Origin of the sequence: Rhabdothermincola salaria, assembly GCF_021246445.1 — a bacterium.
GTDB classification, from domain to species: domain Bacteria; phylum Actinomycetota; class Acidimicrobiia; order Acidimicrobiales; family Acidimicrobilacustridaceae; genus Rhabdothermincola_A; species Rhabdothermincola_A salaria.
The window spans coordinates 546,973-565,135 of sequence record NZ_JAJQXW010000002.1; the positions used below are offsets into that span (position 1 = coordinate 546,973).

18 protein-coding genes and 1 tRNA gene are annotated in these 18,163 nt (G+C 71.9%); 6 read left to right on the forward strand and 13 right to left on the reverse strand.

Going from position 1 to position 18,163, the window contains the following annotated elements:
- Positions 1-45 precede the first annotated feature (45 nt).
- On the reverse strand, positions 46-1,143 hold the full coding sequence (locus tag LUW87_RS11710) for an epoxide hydrolase family protein (protein WP_232671358.1): 1,098 nt from the start codon (positions 1,141-1,143) through the stop codon (positions 46-48).
- Positions 1,144-1,255: 112 nt separating this feature from the next.
- Here LUW87_RS11710 and LUW87_RS11715 point away from each other — a divergent pair, with 112 nt between their 5' ends.
- On the forward strand, positions 1,256-2,065 hold the full coding sequence (locus LUW87_RS11715) for a thioesterase family protein (protein WP_232671359.1): 810 nt from the start codon (positions 1,256-1,258) through the stop codon (positions 2,063-2,065).
- 13 nt (positions 2,066-2,078) lie between these two features.
- Here LUW87_RS11715 and LUW87_RS11720 read toward each other — a convergent pair whose 3' ends face one another.
- Entirely contained in the window at positions 2,079-3,395 is a 1,317-nt protein-coding gene (locus tag LUW87_RS11720) for an MFS transporter (protein WP_232671360.1), read from the reverse strand.
- 121 nt (positions 3,396-3,516) lie between these two features.
- Between LUW87_RS11720 and LUW87_RS11725 the strand changes: the two genes are divergently transcribed.
- A complete protein-coding gene (locus LUW87_RS11725; protein ID WP_232671361.1) occupies positions 3,517-4,203 on the forward strand; it encodes an ArsR/SmtB family transcription factor in 687 nt (228 codons plus the stop codon).
- Positions 4,204-4,246: 43 nt separating this feature from the next.
- Here the strand turns inward: LUW87_RS11725 and LUW87_RS11730 are convergent, their stop codons facing one another.
- The 4 genes from LUW87_RS11730 to LUW87_RS11745 form a co-directional block, all read right to left on the reverse strand.
- Positions 4,247-5,131, reverse strand: coding sequence for an anti-sigma factor domain-containing protein (locus LUW87_RS11730; RefSeq protein ID WP_232671362.1), 885 nt, complete (start codon positions 5,129-5,131; stop codon positions 4,247-4,249).
- Positions 5,128-5,706, reverse strand: a complete 579-nt coding sequence (locus tag LUW87_RS11735; RefSeq protein ID WP_232671363.1) for a sigma-70 family RNA polymerase sigma factor — start codon at positions 5,704-5,706, stop codon at positions 5,128-5,130. The genes LUW87_RS11730 and LUW87_RS11735 overlap by 4 nt, the downstream gene beginning before the upstream one ends.
- 304 nt (positions 5,707-6,010) lie before the next feature.
- The gene (locus LUW87_RS11740; RefSeq protein WP_232671364.1) at positions 6,011-7,231 is read right to left on the reverse strand and encodes a chloride channel protein; all 1,221 of its coding nucleotides are present in this window, start codon (positions 7,229-7,231) and stop codon (positions 6,011-6,013) included.
- Positions 7,232-7,302: 71 nt separating this feature from the next.
- Positions 7,303-7,782: a CYTH domain-containing protein gene (locus LUW87_RS11745; protein ID WP_232671365.1), complete on the reverse strand. Its 480-nt coding sequence runs from the start codon at positions 7,780-7,782 to the stop codon at positions 7,303-7,305.
- Positions 7,783-7,975: 193 nt separating this feature from the next.
- On the opposite strand from LUW87_RS11745, the gene LUW87_RS11750 reads away from it, so the two are divergent.
- Positions 7,976-9,046, forward strand: a complete 1,071-nt coding sequence (locus LUW87_RS11750) for a CHAD domain-containing protein (RefSeq protein WP_232671366.1) — start codon at positions 7,976-7,978, stop codon at positions 9,044-9,046.
- 120 nt (positions 9,047-9,166) lie between these two features.
- On the opposite strand, the gene LUW87_RS11755 is transcribed toward LUW87_RS11750, so the two are convergent.
- A complete protein-coding gene (locus LUW87_RS11755; RefSeq protein WP_232671367.1) occupies positions 9,167-9,826 on the reverse strand; it encodes a hypothetical protein in 660 nt (219 codons plus the stop codon).
- A gap of 186 nt (positions 9,827-10,012) precedes the next feature.
- Between LUW87_RS11755 and LUW87_RS11760 the strand changes: the two genes are divergently transcribed.
- Positions 10,013-10,876 (forward strand): hypothetical protein, encoded by an 864-nt coding sequence (locus tag LUW87_RS11760; RefSeq protein ID WP_232671368.1) that lies wholly within the window; start codon positions 10,013-10,015, stop codon positions 10,874-10,876.
- A gap of 60 nt (positions 10,877-10,936) precedes the next feature.
- Here the strand turns inward: LUW87_RS11760 and LUW87_RS11765 are convergent, their stop codons facing one another.
- Genes LUW87_RS11765 through LUW87_RS11775 form a run of 3 tightly spaced genes read right to left on the reverse strand, consistent with a single transcriptional unit; the run spans position 10,937 to position 13,856 of the window.
- Positions 10,937-11,977, reverse strand: a complete 1,041-nt coding sequence (locus LUW87_RS11765; protein WP_232671369.1) for a type III polyketide synthase — start codon at positions 11,975-11,977, stop codon at positions 10,937-10,939.
- Complete coding sequence (locus tag LUW87_RS11770) at positions 11,974-13,140, reverse strand: acyl-CoA dehydrogenase family protein (protein WP_232671370.1); 1,167 nt, start codon at positions 13,138-13,140, stop codon at positions 11,974-11,976. Before LUW87_RS11770 ends, LUW87_RS11765 begins: the two co-directional genes overlap by 4 nt.
- A gap of 5 nt (positions 13,141-13,145) precedes the next feature.
- Entirely contained in the window at positions 13,146-13,856 is a 711-nt protein-coding gene (locus LUW87_RS11775) for a methyltransferase domain-containing protein (RefSeq protein WP_232671371.1), read from the reverse strand.
- A 100-nt stretch (positions 13,857-13,956) separates the two neighbouring features.
- On the opposite strand from LUW87_RS11775, the gene LUW87_RS11780 reads away from it, so the two are divergent.
- Positions 13,957-14,775, forward strand: a complete 819-nt coding sequence (locus LUW87_RS11780) for a UbiA family prenyltransferase (protein WP_232671372.1) — start codon at positions 13,957-13,959, stop codon at positions 14,773-14,775.
- 66 nt (positions 14,776-14,841) lie between these two features.
- On the opposite strand, the gene LUW87_RS11785 is transcribed toward LUW87_RS11780, so the two are convergent.
- Together LUW87_RS11785 and LUW87_RS11790 are read right to left on the reverse strand one after the other, a co-directional pair.
- The gene (locus LUW87_RS11785; protein ID WP_232671373.1) at positions 14,842-15,240 is read right to left on the reverse strand and encodes a PilZ domain-containing protein; all 399 of its coding nucleotides are present in this window, start codon (positions 15,238-15,240) and stop codon (positions 14,842-14,844) included.
- A 94-nt stretch (positions 15,241-15,334) separates the two neighbouring features.
- The gene (locus LUW87_RS11790) at positions 15,335-16,753 is read right to left on the reverse strand and encodes a hypothetical protein (protein WP_232671374.1); all 1,419 of its coding nucleotides are present in this window, start codon (positions 16,751-16,753) and stop codon (positions 15,335-15,337) included.
- A 174-nt stretch (positions 16,754-16,927) separates the two neighbouring features.
- Between LUW87_RS11790 and LUW87_RS11795 the strand changes: the two genes are divergently transcribed.
- Positions 16,928-17,749 (forward strand): enoyl-CoA hydratase, encoded by an 822-nt coding sequence (locus LUW87_RS11795; RefSeq protein WP_232671375.1) that lies wholly within the window; start codon positions 16,928-16,930, stop codon positions 17,747-17,749.
- Positions 17,750-17,955: 206 nt separating this feature from the next.
- Here LUW87_RS11795 and LUW87_RS11800 read toward each other — a convergent pair.
- Positions 17,956-18,029 (reverse strand) — tRNA-Gly (locus LUW87_RS11800).
- Between the last annotated feature and the right edge of the window lie 134 nt (positions 18,030-18,163).

Sequence of the window (18,163 nt, forward strand, 5' to 3'; positions counted from 1 at the left end):
CCTCGGGCAGGCGGGACGCGACGCTGACCGGCGACGATGATCCTGTCAGCCGAGCTCGGCGAAGAACGCCCTCACGTCGTCCACGAAGACCGCCGGTGCCTCCATGGCCGCGAAGTGGCCACCGCGTGCCGGGTGGGACCAGCGCACCACCTCGTAGGCGGCGTCCACCCAGGCGCGGGGTGGGTAGCTGATCTCCCCGGGGAACTGGGCCACCGCCGTGGGTACCTCGATCCGTCGTTGCGGCGAGGCCCCGGGGCCGGCCTGGCGGGCCTCCCAGTAGATCCGCAGCGACGAGGTGGCGGTGGCCGTCACCCAATAGGCGGTGATGTTGTCGAGGAGGCGGTCCATGGTGAAGGCCCCCTCCAGGTCGGCGTCGCTCCACTCGCGAAACTTCTCGACGATCCACGCCGCCAGCGCGGCAGGTGAGTCCTCGAGGCCGTAGCCCAGCGACTGCGGCCGCGTGCCCTGGATCTCCTGGTAGCCCTGCCCGGTGCGACGCCACTCGCGTACCCGCTGCTTCATGGCCTGCTCTTCGGCCGTGAGCTCGACGTCGCGCAGCACCGGAACCCCCGCCACCATGGTCAGGTGCAGGCCCACCACCCGTTCGGGGTGCAGGTCGGCGAGGTTGGCCGACACCATCGAGCCCCAGTCGCCGCCCTGCAGCCCGTAGCGGGGGTAGCCGAGGCGCTCCATGATCTGGGCGAAGGCGGCCGCGATGCGGCGCGGATGCCAGCCTCGCCGCGTGGTCGGGCCCGAGAACGTGAACCCGGGCAGCGACGGCGCCACCACGTGGAAGTCCTCGGTGAGGGGGTCGAGCACGTCGAGGAACTCCATCACCGAGCCCGGCCACCCGTGCGTGAGCAGGAGCGGCACGGCCTCCGGGTTGGAGGACCGGGTGTGGACCAGGTGGACGCGCTGGCCCTCCACCTCGGTGACGAGCTGGGGGAAGGCGTTGAGCCGGGCTTCCGTGGCCCGCCAGTCGTAGCGGCTCTGCCAGTGCTCGAGCAGCGACCCCAGGTACTCGCGTTCGGTGCCCTGCTCCCAGCCGACGCCCTCCACCTGGTTCGGCAGCCGGGTCCGGGCGAGGCGGGCCCGGAGATCGTCGAGGACCGGGTCGGGTACCGCCACCGTGAAGGCCTGCATGACCCGGGACGCTACCGATCAGCCACGGTGGGTGGGGTTCCGCGGGGTGGGAGGGGTGGGACCCGACGCCTGCCTTTTGTGGGGGTCTCGTGGTCGCGGCCAAGGTGACCGGGTGGAAGAGCCTGCTCTGTACCTGCCCGACGGCGACGCCTTCGTGGGCACCAACCTCATCCAAGGCGGGTGGAACCCCGACGAAGCCAACGGGGCCGCCGTGCTGGCCCTGCTCGGGCACTGCCTCGAGGACGTCCCCACTCTGGTGCCGATGACCGTGAGTCGTTTCACCGCCGATCTCGTTCGTCCGGTGCCGCTGGGCCGTCCGTTGCGGGTCACGACATCGATCCGGCGGGAGGGCAAGAAGATCCAGGTGGTGGAGCTGCAGCTGCTCGTCGGAGAGGTGGAGCACGTCCGGGCCACGGTCCTGCGCCTGCGCGACGCCGACCTGACCGGCGGTCGTCTCCCGGCCAGCACCACCGATGCCCGCCCGGCTGACGCGCTCGTGCCGGTGGAAGCGGTGTCGGGCCCTCGAGAGGCCCACCCCGACGGTCCGGGCTACCTGCCGGGGTTCCTCCAGGGCATCGACCTGCGTCGGGCGCCCACGGTCGACGGCACGTCGTTCGGGAGTTGGGTGCGCCTCGAGGCGAGCGTCGTGGCCGGTGAGCCGATCCGGTCGACGTCACGGCTCACCGTGGGGTTCGACTTCGCCAACCTCATCGGGGTGAACGACCACGTCCCGACGGTGACGATGATCAACCCCGACGTGACCGCGCACGTGCTGCGGGCCCCCGTCGACGACTGGATCGCCGTCACCGGCGACACCCGGTTCAACCCGGCGATGGGCCGGGGTGTGTCGTCGGCTGCGCTGAGCGACAGCCAGGGCGTGTTCGCCACGGCCTCGGTGTCCCAGCTGCTCCAGTACCGCTGAGCGGGCGCGGGTCTCAGCTCTCGAGGTCGACGTCGGTGGGCAGCGGCACCCGCTCGTGGCGAGGGTGGGTCTCGTACATGCGGACCAGGACCACCGCACCCGAGGCGGCGGTGAGGGCGGCGACGGCCCAGATGGCGATCCGCACGTTGAACACGTCGGCGAGGATGCCGGCCATCAGGGCACCGACGGCGTAGCCCATGTCGCGCCAGAGCCGGTAGATGCCCACGGCGCGGGCCCGCCAGGTGGGGTGGGCCACGTCACCGATGGCGGCCAGCAGCGTCGGGTACACCATGGCGGTGCCGGCGCCGAGCAGTATGGCTCCGGCGGCCCAGGGCCCGAAGCCCTCGGTGGCGGCGATCCACCCGATGGCCACGGCCTGGGTGAGCATGCCGCCGACGATGAGCGGCTTGCGGCCGATGCGGTCCGACAACCCGCCGGTGATCAGCTGCCCGAGGCCCCACACCGCGGGGTAGAGGGCGGCGAGCACGCCGATGCGACCCACCGAGAGCCCGGCCGCGGCGAAGTAGAGGGGGAACAGCCCCCAGGCGAGGCCGTCGTTGAGGTTGTTGACCAACCCGGCCTGCGAGCAGGACGACAGCGCCTTCTCGCGGAACGAGGTGAGCACGAAGATGCGCCGGGTGGTGAGCGCATCGTGGAGCTCGCTGTTCGTGGTGGTGTGGTTGGCGGCCTCGTGGCGGGCATGGCCGTGGGTCTCGCGCACGAACGCCACGGACAGCCCGAGGCCGAGCGCGGCGAAGGCGATGCCCAGGTAGAAGGGCTCCGGGCGAAGCCCGTACTCGGCGGCGATGAACCCGGTGGCCAGGGCCGCCAAGGCCACTGCGCCGTAGCCGGCGGCCTCGTTGAAGCCCATGGCCAGACCTCGTCGGGCGGGGCCGACGAGGTCGATCTTCATGATGACGGTGGTCGACCAGGTCAGCCCCTGGTTGATGCCGAGCAGGACGTTGGCGAACACCACCCAGCCCCACGACGGTGCCCAGATGATCATCAACGGCACGGGGATGGCGATGATCCAGCCGACGACGAGGACCGGCTTGCGGCCGAAGCGGTCCGAGAGGGTGCCGGCGAAGAAGTTGGTGATGGCCTTCACCAGGCCGAAGGCCATGATGAACGTGAGGGTCGTGGAGAAGGCGGTGAGGCCGAAGGCCTCCTCGGCCAACAGGGGCAGGACGGTGCGCTCCTGGCCGATCATGCCGCCCACGAGGGCGTTCACCGCGACGAGGAGGAGGAACTGGCCCAGGTTCTCCCGGAGGCCGAGGCGGATGCCGGGCCGCGGGCCCGTGCCCGGCGCCGGGGTGGCGGGAATCGTCATCGCCGGCCCCCGACGCGGTGTCCTCCGACCCATGCGGCCATCGACGTCAGCCTCCTGATGCTCAAATGATGGTTTGAGGATAAGGGTGGAGCGGCGAAGAATCAAACGATAACTTGAGGACATGTCGGAGCATCCGAGGAGGGAGGCCAAGAACGAGCTGTTCGACGCCTTCGCATCGGTGGCCAAGGCCCTGAGCAGCGGGCGCCGGGTCGAGATCGTCGACCTGCTGGCCCAGGGCGAACGATCGGTCGAGGAGGTCGCCCGCGAGATCGACCAGAGCGTGGCCAACACCTCCCACCACCTGCGCAGCCTGGCCACCTCCGGTCTGGTGCGATCGCGCCGTGACGGACAGCGCATCATCTATCGCCTCGCCAGCGACCGGGTGGCCGAGCTGTGGGCGGCCATGCGAGACGTGGCCGCCACCCACGTCGCCGACATCGAGGTGCTCGCCGAGGCCTACCTGGGGGCGCGCGACGAGGTGCAGGAGGTCACCGCCGACGAGTTGGCGCGACGCGTCCGCCGAGGCCGGGCGATCGTGATCGACGTCCGCCCCACGACGGAGTACCAGGCCGGGCACATCGCCGGGGCCCGTTCGATCCCTCTCGACCGACTGGCCGACGTGGTCGACGACCTGCCGGACGATCGCGACGTGATCGCCTACTGCCGCGGTCCGTACTGCGTGTACGCCGACGACGCCGTCCGACTTCTCACCGCTCGTGGGATCTCGAGTCGCCGCCTCGACGTCGGCTACCCGGAGTGGGTGCGTGACGGACGCCCGATCGAGAGCAGCGACGAGCGCATCGCCTGAACGTGCTCGCCGTCTGACGACCGGTGGTGGGCCGCCGTCGGGGTCAGGCCAGGCTGCCGGAGGCGATGGGGGTGCTGGAGGGGGCGGTGCTGCCCCCCACGGGCTCCTCGGAGATGGCCAGCTGCCGGCTGGACCCGGCCGCCACCACCGCGACCTGTGGGTTCGCGCCGAGCAGGCCCAGCGACACCGGCGTGGCACCGTCCACCGACCAGAGCTGGTAGGTGCGGTCGTCGGCCAGCGCGGGCAGGTCGTCGCCCAGGACGAAGGCCCGTCCGTCGGGGTCGACCACCACCTCGATCTCGGCCCCGTCGGCCCCCTCGAGCACGCCGCGTCGGCTTCCTGGCTCCTCGGCGGCCCGTTCGGCGGCCGCGGTGAGGCGCTGGGCGAGATCGCCGTTGCCCGAGCCCTCGTCGCGGACCACCACGATGCCGAGCACGAGGGCCACCGCGGCGGCGACGCCGGCGACGGCGGCGAGGACGCGTGTCGTGGTGGGTGACGCTCCCGCGCGTCGGGCTCGTCGCTGGGCCAGCTCGTCGGTGCGGTCGGCGGCCAGAGGGGCGGGGGTGCCGGTCGGGGCGGCCGGGGGTGCGACGGCGTCGGACCCGGTCGGGGTGCTCGCGACGGTCGGCGTCGCGGGCGGGTCCTCAGGGGTCGTCGTGACCTCGGGGGCGGTGTCCCGGGGCGGAAGGCTGGCGGCGATCTGGTCCCACAGGGCCGGAGGCGGCTCCACGGCCTGTGCCGCGGTCAGCTCGTCGATGGCGTGCGTGAGGCGGTCGGCCTCGCGGCGGGCGTCCGGGTCGTGGGCGAGGCGGGCCTCGACCGCGGCTCGTTCGTCGGCGTCGAGGGCGTCGAGGGCGTACGCGCCGAGCAGGTCGTCGATCTCGTCGGCGGAGCCGTCGTCGGAGGATCGTGGGATGTCGGGGGTCATGGCGTCGTCCCCAGGCCGGCGTCGGACAGGGCGTTGCTGAGCTTGTTGAGGCCCAGACGGATGCGGCTCTTCACCGTGCCTTCGGGCAACGACAGCATCGCAGCCACCTCCCGGTAGGTGTGGCCACCGAAGTAGGCGAGCTCGATGGCCTGCCGTTCCCCGTCGGAGAGCTCGGCGAGCGCGTCGCGCACGATCTCGGAACGGATGAGCGCCCAGACCTCGCGGTCGACGTCGTCGTGCTGGAGGTTCACGGGGTCGCGCCGGTGGTCGTCGTCCTCGCGCCGGGCTCGCGCCTGTTCCGATCGGATGCGCTCGATGGAGCGGCTCTGGGTCTCGCGGTAGAGGAAGGACCGCAAGGCCCCTCGGGTCGGGTCGTAGCGCCGGGGTTCGGTCCAGAGGCGCAGGAACACCTCCTGCACGACTTCCTCGGCCCGGTGCTCGTCGGAGAGCACCCGCCGGGCGAGCGCGTACATGGCGCCGGCGTGACGGTCGTAGACCTCGCGCAACGCGGCCTCGGAGCCGTCGACGACGGCGTGCATGAGATCGGCGTCGCCGGTGGCTGGTGGAGGAGACATGGGGAGAGAGCGCGTGCCCGGGGCCGGGACGCGACGACCCTACCGGCGCCGCTCCCGGTCGACCGAGGCGGGGCACGGTGCTCAGCCATCGGTGTCGTCGAGCGGGTGGTCGCGGAAGGCGTCGAAGCCGATGCCCTCGAGGTCGAGGCGTTCGTCGAGTCGATCGGGCACGGGCATCGGCGCAGGCATGGGGTCTCCTCGCAAGGGTCCGACGGGCGCCGTGGGTCGTGGCGCGCCAGTGCCCCCACTCCGCGACGGATGCCCCGGGCGGATGTCTGGCCGGCTCCGGGGCCCGACGCGATCGTCAGCGGCCGCTGGTGGCGTCGCCGGCGGGCTCGCCGCCGGTGGCAGTCGGCTCCGGCGGGAGCAGACGGGCCGGCCCGGCGAGGGCCAGCGCGGCCGCGGCGCCGGCGGCGCCGATGAGGATGACGACGGCGTAGGACGGCGGGGCCACGTACATGGTGAGCAGGAACGCGGCGGCGATGCGTCCCTTCAGGAACACGGCGCTCACCGCTGCGGTGCCCGCCACCATCACGATGTCGGTCTCGAGTCCGAGCCCGTCGGCGAGGAGCACTGCGGCGGCGGACACCGAGAAGAACAGCGGGAAGACCGGGCCGCCGCGCCAGCCGGCACCGAGGGCGATCACCAGCGCCACCCACTTGGCGACCACGAGGTAGGCGAGGGTGCCGTAGCCGAGCTCCGGGAGCGACTGGTAGCCGGTCTGGCCCGAGAACAACACGAGGTGGGTGGGCAGGGCGAGCAGGGCGAACAGCAAGCCGGCGACCATGGCGAAGGGGATGGGCGCCCGTCGGAAGCGAGCGGCCTCCTCTGCCCGGTTGGCGATGTGGGCGCCCCAGGCGATGGGCAGCGCGGCGAGCGCGCCGAAGCCGAAGGCGACGAGCACCACGCCGACGCCCAGGTCGCCGTCGAACGTGCCGAAGCGGAAGCTGGTGTCGAGCTGACCGAAGGGCAGCCACCGGTACGTGACCAGCCCGGCGACGGCAGCCAGCCAGTAGGGGAGCTGGCGCACGGCGCGAGGTAGAGCGTCGTCGTTCTCGGCCCCGAAGGCCTGGCGGACGAGGCGACGAGCCCCGTGCACGCGGTCGCTGATCCAGGTCGCCGACCCGCCGAGAAGGCCGGCCAGGGCCGCCTCGAACCCGACGGGGCCGCCGGCGACGAGGGCGAACAACGAGTTGAGCATCGTGGCCGGGATCGTCCTCGGCTCGACCTGCCCGTGGTTCTTCCACTTGGCCACGACCCGCTCGATGGACTCCGGCTGGTTGCCGAGCAGCATCTGGCCGAGCCCGACGACGAGCCCGCCCCCGATGAGGATGGCGAACGGCCACCACGAGGAGTACGGGTCGACTCCGGCCCGGTCGGGGAGTGTGTCCCAGACCAGGTCGAGGCCCGATTCGTAGAGCCAGATGAAGCCGGCGGTGATCAGCGCGGCGAGGGCGCCACCGGCCATCGCCACTGCGAGGAGCGCAGCGACGGAACCCAGCTCACCCGCGCGCCGCCCTCCCATGCGGACTCACCGTAGTCACCCACCCGAGGGCGGCGGAGCACGCGAGGCGGGGGCTCCGACCTCAGGCGGCGTCAACCAGCGGGGGCGGCGGGTGGGCTGTCGGCCACGGCCAGCTTGGCGTTGGCGAAGCGCTCGTCGTCGGTGACCTCTGCGCCGAAGCCGGGAGGTGGGGTGAAGGCTCGGGAGGCTTCGTCGCTGTCGAACTCGACCTCGACGACGCTCAGCCCCTCGAGACGTCCGCGGTAGCGATCCAGCTCGGCGACGAGGCCTCCGCTGATCGGCACCCGGTGCCGCACCTTCTGCAGACGGCTGCCGGCGGTGAGCTCCCACAGCTGGTCGAAGGTCTCGGCGTCGACCGGGATCTCCACCTCGGTGCGGCTGCGCCCCTTGCCTGCCTTCCAGGTGACCACGTGGTGGTCGCCGTAGCGACGGACGCGGATCTCGACGTCGGGGCCGAAGTACCCCTGGTCGATCTCGTCCGCGCTGGTCTCTTCGTTGGCGTCCCAGTCGTCGTCCTCGACCAGGAACTTGCGCTCGATCTCGGTGCCCATGGTGCTCCGTCTCCCTGCCCGCGGCGTCGTCATCCGATCACGTCACGGCGCCCACGTCACGGCGCCGCCCCTCATCCGGGGAGCCGTGGGCATGATCCGTACCCGGTGCCGCCTCGCGACACACCGGGAGTATGGGCGGGCGCATCATCGGGTACGAGCGCACCGAGACACGACGAACCATCGGGATGGGGCCATGGCCTACGCCATCGAACGCGAGAACACAGTCGAGGAGTCGGTGCGAGCCGCCGCCGCCGAGCAGGTCGACAAGGCCCTCGGTGACCTTCGGGACCTGGGGCGGATCGGCCCGGTCGAGGCGGTCCACGACTGCCGGAAGCGTTGCAAGAAGCTTCGTGGGCTCGTGCGACTCGTCCGCCCGTCGATGGGCAGCCAGTACGGGGAGGCCAACGCCGTCTTCCGCGACGCAGCCCGCGAGCTCAGCAGCATCCGGGATGCCCAGTCGCTGCTCGGCACCTTCGACGACGTCGTCGCCGCCAGCTCTGACCAGCTGCCCGACGGTGGGCTCCCCGCAGTGCGCGCCGGGCTGCGCCGGCGCGCGGTCGCGGCCACCACCGAGATCGAGGGCGACGACGATCGGGTGCAGCGGGCCCGTCGGCTCCTCGAAGAGGGGCGCGATGCGATCGACGGCTGGTCGTTGGCCGACGACGGTTGGGATGCCATCGGCCCCGGGCTCGCCAAGACCTACGCCCGCGGCCGCAAGGCCATCGCCAGCATCGCCGACGCACCGTCGCCCGAGAACTTCCACGAGTGGCGCAAGCGCGCCAAGTACACCTGGTACCACGTCCGCCTCGTCGAACGCGCTGCCCCCTCGGTGCTCGTGCCGCTGGGTGAGCGGTTCCACGATCTGGCTGACGCGCTCGGCGATGCCCACGACCTGGCCGTCCTCGAGCGGCAGCTGACGACCAGCCCCGAGGAGTTCGGCGGCGACGAGCAGATCGAAGGCGCTCTCATCGTGCTGCGGGGCCGGCGGATGGCCCTCGAGGCTGCCGCTCGGAGCCTCGGGCCCCGGCTCTACGCCGAGAAGCCCGGTGCGTTCGTGGATCGTCTCGGCCGCTACTGGGACACGTGGCAGGCCCTGGGCGACGAGCTCCGCGCCGGTGAGATCGCCGACCTGTGCGCGCCCGTCGACGGGTTGGAGGAACTGAACGTCGACCGGCTCAGCGCCATGGCCGGGGAGGCCGAGATCCCCGGGCGCTCCGGTATGCGCAAGGCGGACCTGATCGGTGCGCTCCGGGTTCGAGGCTGACCGGACGGCTTCGACCTTCGGTTCCTGTCGACGCAGCTGAGCACCTCCCACCGGACGCGGAGGGCGCACAGCCGGGATCGCCTCCTCGCCGAGATCGCCGACGGCGACGTCGCGCCGGCGTCACCTCCCACGTTGGCGCTCGCCGGTGCGTTCGAGGAAGAAGGCGCCGAGCGAGCCGGCGAGGGTGGCGAACAGGATCGTGGCGTACAGCGCCAACGTCAGCTCGAGTGTGCCGGCCACCGCTCCGTCCAAGCCGAAGGGCTCTCCGCTGATGGTGGCGAAGGCCACGTCGTGGAGGGCTTCGGCGTAGGTGACGCCGGGGCCGTACTCGTAGAGGATCTGGCTGCCGCCGAGCACCATGCCGATGGTGGCGGCACCGAGGTAGGCGACGCGGCTGCCCAACGTGCGTCCGGCGGTCCGGGTGCCGCGCACCGAGGTGGCCACGGCCCGCCCCACCCGTGCACTGCGGGTCAGGGCGCGTAGGAAGCGCAGGAACGGCAGCACCAGGAAGACGACCTGCCACCAGTTGCGTCGAAGGAAGGCGGCCGTGGAGGGGGCGACCACCATGCGGGCCAGGAACTCCACCACGAACAGCGACCAGAGGGCCCAGCTGGCGACGTCGAACACCCAGCGCCACTCGGCCGTTGCGGGAGTGAGCCCCTCCGAGACCACGATGAGCACCAGCAGGATCCCGGCCACCGTGACGGGGACGTCCAGCTCGGCGGCGATGCGCTCGGCCAGCAGCTCCCGGTCCGACGGGGGCCGTTCGCGGAGCGGCACGTGCCCGGACCGTCGCGACGCCGTTCGTGGTGGTCCTGCCTCGTCGCTCCCGGCGGGCCCTGCACCGGCGGTGTCGGAGTCACCCATCCCGGTGGACCTACCCTTCTTCGCCGCGAGCGTCCCCGGCGGTTCTCCCACTTGCCGGGGTGCGACGCCTGATCGAAGGCGACGACGTGGAGGAGACCGATGGACGACGCTTCGACCGAGCCCGACGAGGCCTACCGCCGGCTGCCAGGGGTCGGGCCGTATGCGCCGCGGCTCGGTGGTGCGCTGATCACCTGGGTGGAACCGATGCCGGAGCACGTCGTCGGCTACAACCGCTGGTACGAGGACGATCACATGATCACCGGCGCCATGGCCATGCCGTGGATGTTCTCGTGTCGCCGCTGGGTGGCGCCGCGCTGGCTCCAGCACCTGCGCGGCCCGTCCGGTTCCCGGGTGGCCGTGCCGCTCGAAGCGGGGAAGTACATCGGGATCTACTGGATCAACGAGGGGCGCATCGATGACCACCAGCAGTGGTCCCTCGGTACCAACAACCGCCTCCACGCCGACGGACGGGGCAGCTACCGGGGCGCTGGTCACGATCCCACGGAGGAGCGGCGCCACGTCTTCACTGCGTTCCACGACTACCTCGGGCCCGTCTACCGCGACGACGATGTGCCCCGCGACGTCCATGCGCTCGTCCAGCCCTATGGAGGGCTCGTGGTCGAGGTGATCGACGCCGTCGGGGGCGACCGGCCGGCCCTCGACCGCTGGCTGGCGGAGGAGCACCTCCCCACTGTCGTCGGCGGGCCGGTGGCGCTGTCGACGCGCTTCGGACCGCGCCCGCTCCCGCCGGACAAGTTGGGCCACGTCGCCGAGCTCGAAGGGGTGGAGCACGTCGTGGCGGTGCTGCACTTCCTCGACGTCGACCCGCGCGAGTGCTGGGAGGAGCACTTCGCCGACAGCGAGGCCCGCATCGCGGCCGGCGGCGTCGGGGCCCTCGCCGTGCAGGCCGCGTTCGTCCCCACGAAGCACGGCACCGATGCCTACACCGACGAGCTGTTCTAGGAGCGCCACCACGAGGTGCAGCCCCCGATCGACCGCGACGCGGGTGTCAGCGGAGGTCGATCACGAGCGCCGGCGGAGGAGGGCGGCGTAGAGGGTGAGGCCGGGGCCGAACGCCATGGCCACCACGTGGTCGCCGTCGTCGAACGAGGACGTGTCGACCAGCTCTTGGAGGATGACGAGCACGGTCGGGGACGAGCAGTTGCCGTGGTCGCGGAGGACCCGGCGCGATGCGGCGAGGTCGTCCGGGTCCAGACCCAGCCGGTCGCCCACGACGTCGACGATCCTGGGCCCGCCGGGGTGGATGGCCCAGCCGGCGACGTCACCGACGGCCAGCGCGTGCGGTGACAGCAGCTCGCTCACGACGTCGGCGACGTGGCGGGCCAGCGCCGCCGGGACCCGGGGGGAGAGGCCCATGCGGAAGCCGTGGTCGGTGACGTCCCAGGTCATCTGGTCGGCCCGGGTGGAGTCGGTGCGGGCCACCACGTCGACCATCTCGAACCCGGAGCCTCCGGGCGTCACGGCGACGGCGGCGGCCGCATCGGCGAAGAGGGCGTGGGCGACGACCTGATCGAGCTGGTCGGAAGGTGGTTGCACGTGGAGGCTGCACAGCTCGAGGCACAGCAGCACGGCCGTCTTGCCCCGTGCGGTGGCCGCGTCGGCGACGGTGGCGAGTCCCGGGATGGCGGCGTAGCAGCCCATGTGGCCGATGTGGACCCTCTGGGTGGAGACGTCCATGCCGAGGGTGTCGGCCAGCCTGATGTCGAGCCCGGGCGTGCCGTAGCCGGTGCAGGACACGACGGCGAACAGGTCGACGTCGGTCGGCTCGAGGCCGGCGTCGGCCAGGCAGCCCTGCACCGCTTCGGCCCCGAGCGGCATCGCCTCCTCCATGAACCGTTCCATGCGGGCGCCGGTGCCCCAGGTGCTCACGTCGGTGTCGGTCGGTACGACGACGCCGCCCCGGGCCTCGACCCCGGAGTTGGCCCAGACCTGCTCGGCCCCACGGCGCTCGCCGAAGCGAGCCGCGAAGAACCGGTCCCACAGCTCGCCCTGGTCGGTCGACGGGGGGAACGCCGAACCGAAGCCGGTGACGGTGCCCCTCACCACGGGGGATCCTCCAGCGTGGTGGCGGGATCCAGACCGAGAGCGAGGGTTCCCAGGTGGTCGGCGCAGACGTCGCTCCGGGGCGGCATGACGGCGCCGAGGCGGGCGTCGCGCAGCATCCGCTCGAGCGGGTGGCCCCGCTGCAGCACCCGGAGCCCGCAGGCCTCGGCCACCGATCCGGCCGCGTCCATGGCGGCATCGCCGGCGAGCAGCTTGGCCCGGTAGACCCAGCGGTTCGTCTCCGGCTCGCCGGGTGCCCGGTCGACGGCGAGCGCCGCTCGTTCGACGGCCAGGACGGCCGCCTGAGCCGAGGCATCGGCGCGGCCGAGTCGGGAGCGGACGGCGCTGCTGACGCCGGGGCGGTCCGTCAGCTCCTCCGCGCCCAGGCGCACGGCGGCCAGCGCCACGCCGGCGTAGACGGCGGCATAGGACGCGACGAGCCACTGGGGCATCAGGTGGGCCAGGGCCACGGCGACGCCCTCGACGCCGAGGAGCGCCTGACGCGGCACCACGGTGTCGAGGGTGACGGTGAGGCTCTCGGTGGCGCGCATCCCATGCGGATCCCATACCCCTGCCACCTCCACCCCATCGCCGGCGGGGACCAGGAAGTACGAGATCTTCCGGGGCTCGTCGCTCCGGGATCTCGCTGCCACGAGGTAGGCGTCGGCGTGCGACGCCCCCGACGACGGCGACTTCACCCCCTGCAGCAGGTAGCCGTCGGGGTGGGGTTCGTAGGTGGTGCGGACCTGCGACAGCCGTGAGCCGATGCCCGGTTCGCTGATGGCGACGGCGTGGAAGGACCCGTCGGCGGCGCGCCGCAGGGCCTGCTCGCGTTGGTCGCTGAAGTGCTCGTCGGCACCCAAGGCGGCGGCCACCTCGGGCGTGAGCCCGGCGAGGCCACCGGTGACCGACACGTGCATGTTGAACAGCAGGGCCGTGGCCGGGCTGGCTTCGGCGAGGACCATGGCCACCGCGACGTACTGGGCGAACCCGGCGCCGAGCCCGCCCATCTCCGTGGGCACCATCAGCCCGAGGAGGCCGGCGGCTCGCAGGTCTTCGACGTCGTCGGCGGGGAAGCCGGCGGTGGCGTCGTGGTGTGCGGCTCGCTCCGCCAGCTGGCGGGCCACGGCTGCGGCCCGCTCGGCGAGCTCCTCGTCGGTCACCGCGGTCACCGTTTCCGCCCGGTCCCGGCGTAGACCCCGTTGAGCGACCTCGTTCGGACCATGGTCACCCGGCCTCGGCGTCGGACGAGGAAGCGCAGGTACTCGGGCACCGAGGGCCGCAAGCCGTGCATGGTGACGTCGACGCCGTGGTCGGCGAAGAGGGCGCGGAGTCGGTCGGGAGCGACGAAGAGGGCTGGGTCGTGGATGCGGGGCGGGGGCCCTCCCGGCAGGCGTTCGGCGACGGTGACCAGCGCCGTCCGGGCGAACCTGGTGTCGTTGAGGGTGTCGAACACGACGGTGCCGCCGGGGCGCAGCACGCGAGCGATCTCGGCGACGACCGGCTCGAGGGGCCGCACGTGCTCGAACAGCTCGCCGGCCAGGACCACGTCGGCGGAGGCGGTGGCGAGGGGCACGGCGCGCACGTCGGCCTGGGCCGCCATCACCCCCCTGCGTCGGGCGACGTGGAGCGCAGAACGGGTGAGGTCCAGGCCTATGTGGTGGTAGCCGTCGAGATGCGCGGCCATGAGGCCGCCGCCCGTGCCCAGGTCCACGGCCACCGCGCCGGGCTCGGGGGCGGGCACCAGGCGCCCACGGGCTTCGGCGAGCCAGTGCAGGGCCGCGAAGGGGCCGCCGCCGTCCCACCACGTCTCGGCCAGGTCGTCGTACTGGCGCAGGTCGTTGCGGGGTCGTACCGGTGCAGCTCTCGTCGAGCTCATCCGCCGAGTATCACCGCCCCGCGTCGTCGGTGCCGGGCCGACGGCCCGATTCGGTCGGCGGGACCGCTCGCGCCGCCGGAGCTGGGGGATACTCGCCGGCGTGCGAGGCCTGCTGCGGGCGAGCCACTTCCAGCCCACCGTCGTCGTCACCGCCATTACCGCCACGCTGGCGTCCATCGTCGGACGGGGCGCTCCGGGTGTGGCGGCGGTGGTGGCTGCCGTGCTGGCGGGGCAGCTGTCGGTGGGGTGGAGCAACGACTGGGCCGACCGTGACCGGGACCGCAGGGCCGGTCGCCGGGACAAGCCGATCGTGGCCGGTGCGGTGGCGTCCACCACGGTGGGACGAGCAGCGATCATCGCCCTCGTGCTCACCGTGCCGTTGTCCATGCTCTCGGGGTGGCGGGCCGGTGTCGTGCACGTCGCCGCCGTCCTCGCCGCGTGGGCCTACAACCTGGGGCTGAAGCGGACGGTGGCCAGTGCCGCGTGCTACCTCGTGGCCTTCGGGCTCCTGCCCGCCTTCGTGACGCTCGGGCTGCCCGGCCACCCCTGGCCTCCCGCCTGGGCCACCGTCGCTGCCGCCCTCATGGGTGCCGGTGCCCACTTCGTCAACGGCCTGGCCGATCGGGAGTCCGACGCTCGCACGGGCGTCCGCGGCCTGCCCCAGCGGATCTCCTACCTCGGCGGGTTGCTCATCGGCGCCGGACTGCTCGGGGTGGCGCTGGCGCTGATCGCCGTCGGGCCCCCGGATGGCCCGTCGGCCGGCACCGCTGCGCTGCTGGCCGTGGGCTCCGTCGCTCTCGTCGCCGTCGTGGTCGCCGCCTTGACGGGACGTGAGCGCGCCGCATGGTCGCTCACGCTCGTCACCGCAGTCAGCGCGGTCGTGGCGCTCGTGCTCAACGGCGACGCGCTCGTCGTCTGAGGCTGGGGTCCGGGCGGAGCCCCACCGACTGCCCGTGAGAGCGGTGGTCCTGACCGACGGCGGCCGCTAGAGCGAGCGGCGCCACGTGGACTCGCCGGGCCGACCGCGTTGCAGGATGGAGCTCACCTCGCCTTTGAGGCCACCGTCGAGGGCGACGAACTCGACGCCGTACCGAAGGATTCCTGACCGCTCGGTCTCCTGGGCGCGCCGGATCCGCACGACCGAGTCGCCACCACAGGCTCGAATCGTCACCTCGGCACCGGTGCGCAGACCTGATTCGGCCGGTCCTTCGATGGCCGCACCCGTGATGGAGACGTCGAGCACTCGCCCCGACTGCTCCCTGACGACGCGGCGGCGACGACCGAACCGTCCGGACTCCTCGGCGGGGACGAGCCAGGTGACCTCGATGGGCTCGATCGGAACGCGTTCTCCGATTCGTCGCTCGTAGGGTCCTGGCCTCTCCATGCAATGAGACGTCGGCGCGTTGCGCGCCATTCTGAAACACCGGCCCAGTCCAGGTCGTCGCAGATGTCGGGCACGGGCCCCGTGGGACCGTGGCTCAGGCTCTGTTGGCGGCGACGCTGGCTTCGATCGCGGCGGCCACCTGCTCGCGGCGCTGGGCGGGTGTGCGCTCGGCGGGTGAGATCGTGGAATCCTGCAGGAACGCCGGCATGGTGACGGGCCGCCGCGCCGACGCCGCCACGGGTATCTCGCCACCCCGGTCGTCGGTGTGGGTGAAGTACATGTGGGCGATGCGGTTGATCATCTCGGCGTGCAGCTCGAGGGGCAGATCCTCGAAGCTGCAGATCGAGCTGAGGATCTTGCAGACCGCCGCCGGGAGGTAGGGCCGCAGGTCGCCGTCGCCGAGCTCGCGGCTGGTGCGGCGGAGGTGCTCGGCGGCGCCGGGGGCGAGCGTGACCCCGGTGTGGTCACAGACGCGGCGCAGGATCTCGTCGAACGCCTGGTCGTCGATGGACGGGATCAGCACCTTGGACTGGATGCGGCGGAAGAACGCCTCGTCGCCGAGCGTCTCGGGCTGGAGGTTGGTCGAGAACACGATCTTGACGTCGAAGGGGATGTCGAACTTCACGCCGTGGTCGAGCATCAGGTGGTCGCGCTGGCGGTCGAGGGGGACGATCCAGCGGTTGAGCAGCGCCTCGGGGCTGAGGTGGGCCTGGCGGCCGAAGTCGTCGATCACCAGGATCCCGTTGTTGGCCTGCATCTGCACCGGCGCCACGTAGGTGCCGCTGTCGCGCTGGTACTTGAGGTCGAGCATCTCCGGTCCGAGCTCGCCTCCGAGGATGAGGCAGGGGCGGTGGCACAGGACCCAACGGGGGTCGATGCCGCTGGGCTGGGGATCGACCGGTGTGTGCACGACGGGATCGAGCACCGTGATGATCTGGCCGTCGACCTCGACGGCATGGGGGACGAGGACGAGGTCTCCGTAGATCCGCAGGAGACGCTCGGCGATGGACGACTTGCCGGTGCCGGGTGGGCCGTAGAGGAACATCGCCCCGCCGGCGATGGCGGCGGGTCCCAGCTCGCGCAGGAGGTCGTCGCTGATGACGAGGTCCGAGAAGGCTGTCCTCAACGCCGCCAGGTCCACCTTGGGGCTGGCGTGCTGCTTGCGGATCACGTCGGTGTAGGCCGCCAGGGGCACCGGGACGGGCCCGACGTAGCGCGAGAGCTGCATGCGGTCGTTGGCCTGCTGGCGACCGGCGATGGTCGGCGCGAGCAGGTAGTCGCGGCCGTCGATGCCCTGCACCTCGACGAACTGCAGGTCGCGCAGCTCCTCGACCACCTTGGTCATCAGCCAGGGCCCGATCCGCAGCTTGGCACTCAACCGGGTGGTGGAGGTCCGGCCCATGGCCACTGCTTGGCGGAGCACGATGTCGTGCACCAGCGCTTCCGGAACGCCCAGGTCCTCGAGCGTGCGCGGGTGGCCGACGTCGATGTCGGCGGCCGGTTGCCAGTCCATCAAAAGGGGGCTCCTAAGGTCATGTGACGCGTTCCTTGACATCGGCGCGCCGCGCCGCCGGGTTGAGTGCAGCCCCGGAGCGTGGCGGCGTCCCTGGTGGTCCTCGGCACAGCCGCCCGAGCTGGTTCGTCGTCGGTGCGTCGCAACGGGAAGCGTGTCTACGGTGTCGCACCCATGAGCGCTGATCGCAACGACCTCGTCCTGATCGACAAGCCGCGGCCCCACACCACCGTCATCACGCTGAACCGGCCCGAGCGGATGAACTCGATGGCCTTCCAGCTGATGGTGCCCTTCGCCGAGGCGCTCGAGGAGGTGGGGGCCGACAACGACACCACCTGCGTGATCCTCACCGGTGCCGGTCGTGGCTTCTGCTCCGGAGCCGACACCAGCGACGACGGCGGCCCGCCCCCCAACATCGACGGCCTGACCCTCACCCGCATCGCCACCAAGTCGATGTCGCTGCTGGCCGACCTGGTGCCGGCCATGCAGCGCATGCAGCAGCCCGTGATCTGCGCGGTCAACGGCGCCGCCATCGGCGGGGGGATGTGCCTCACGCTGGGCGCCGACATCCGCCTCGCCGGCGAGTCCGCCTACTTCCGTGCGGCGGGCATCAACAACGGCCTGACCGCGACCGAGCTCGGTCTCAGCTTCTTGTTGCCCCGGGCCATCGGGTCGTCGCGGGCGTTCGAGTTCATGCTGTCCGGGCGTGACATCGACGCCCACGAGGCGGCCGAGATCGGTCTCGTGTCTCGGGTGGTCCCCGACGAGGACCTGATGACCGAGGCGCTCGATCTCGCCGACCGGATCAACGGCTGGAGCACCCAGGGCATCTCGCTGACCAAGCGGGCCATGTGGGCCGGCCTCGAGATGGGCAGCCTGCGGGCCGCCATCGAGATGGAGACGCACACCCAGCTGTTCGTGCGCCTCACGACGAAGAACTTCGAGGAGGGCGTGCGGGCCCGCAAGGAAGGCCGCCCACCCGAGTTCCAGGACTGATCTCGCGCTCGCCCCGCCGTGGTCGGGCCCCGCTGGGCGGCGGAACGAACGGGGTGCGGGCGCGTCAGGAGCCTTGCGCCACGGTGACACGGCGCGGCGTGACAGCGATCGGAGTCAAGAGGACTCGTTGGGTCGACCCGCTGCCAACAGCCCGGACCGTGATGCAGGTCCGGACTGTCCTCGATGTCTCGCGACATCACAATGGATGGAGCGGGTGACGGGAATCGAACCCGCGTTCTCAGCTTGGGAAGCTGATGTTCTGCCTCTGAACTACACCCGCGGGTGTCGCCGTGGCGACGACCTACGCCGCAACTCTAGACGACCCTCCTGTGGTCGGAGCCAGCGCCGCACCCGGTGACCGGGCGGGTCGTCGCTCCGCCACGATCCCTAGAGTGTCGCCACCGACCACACACA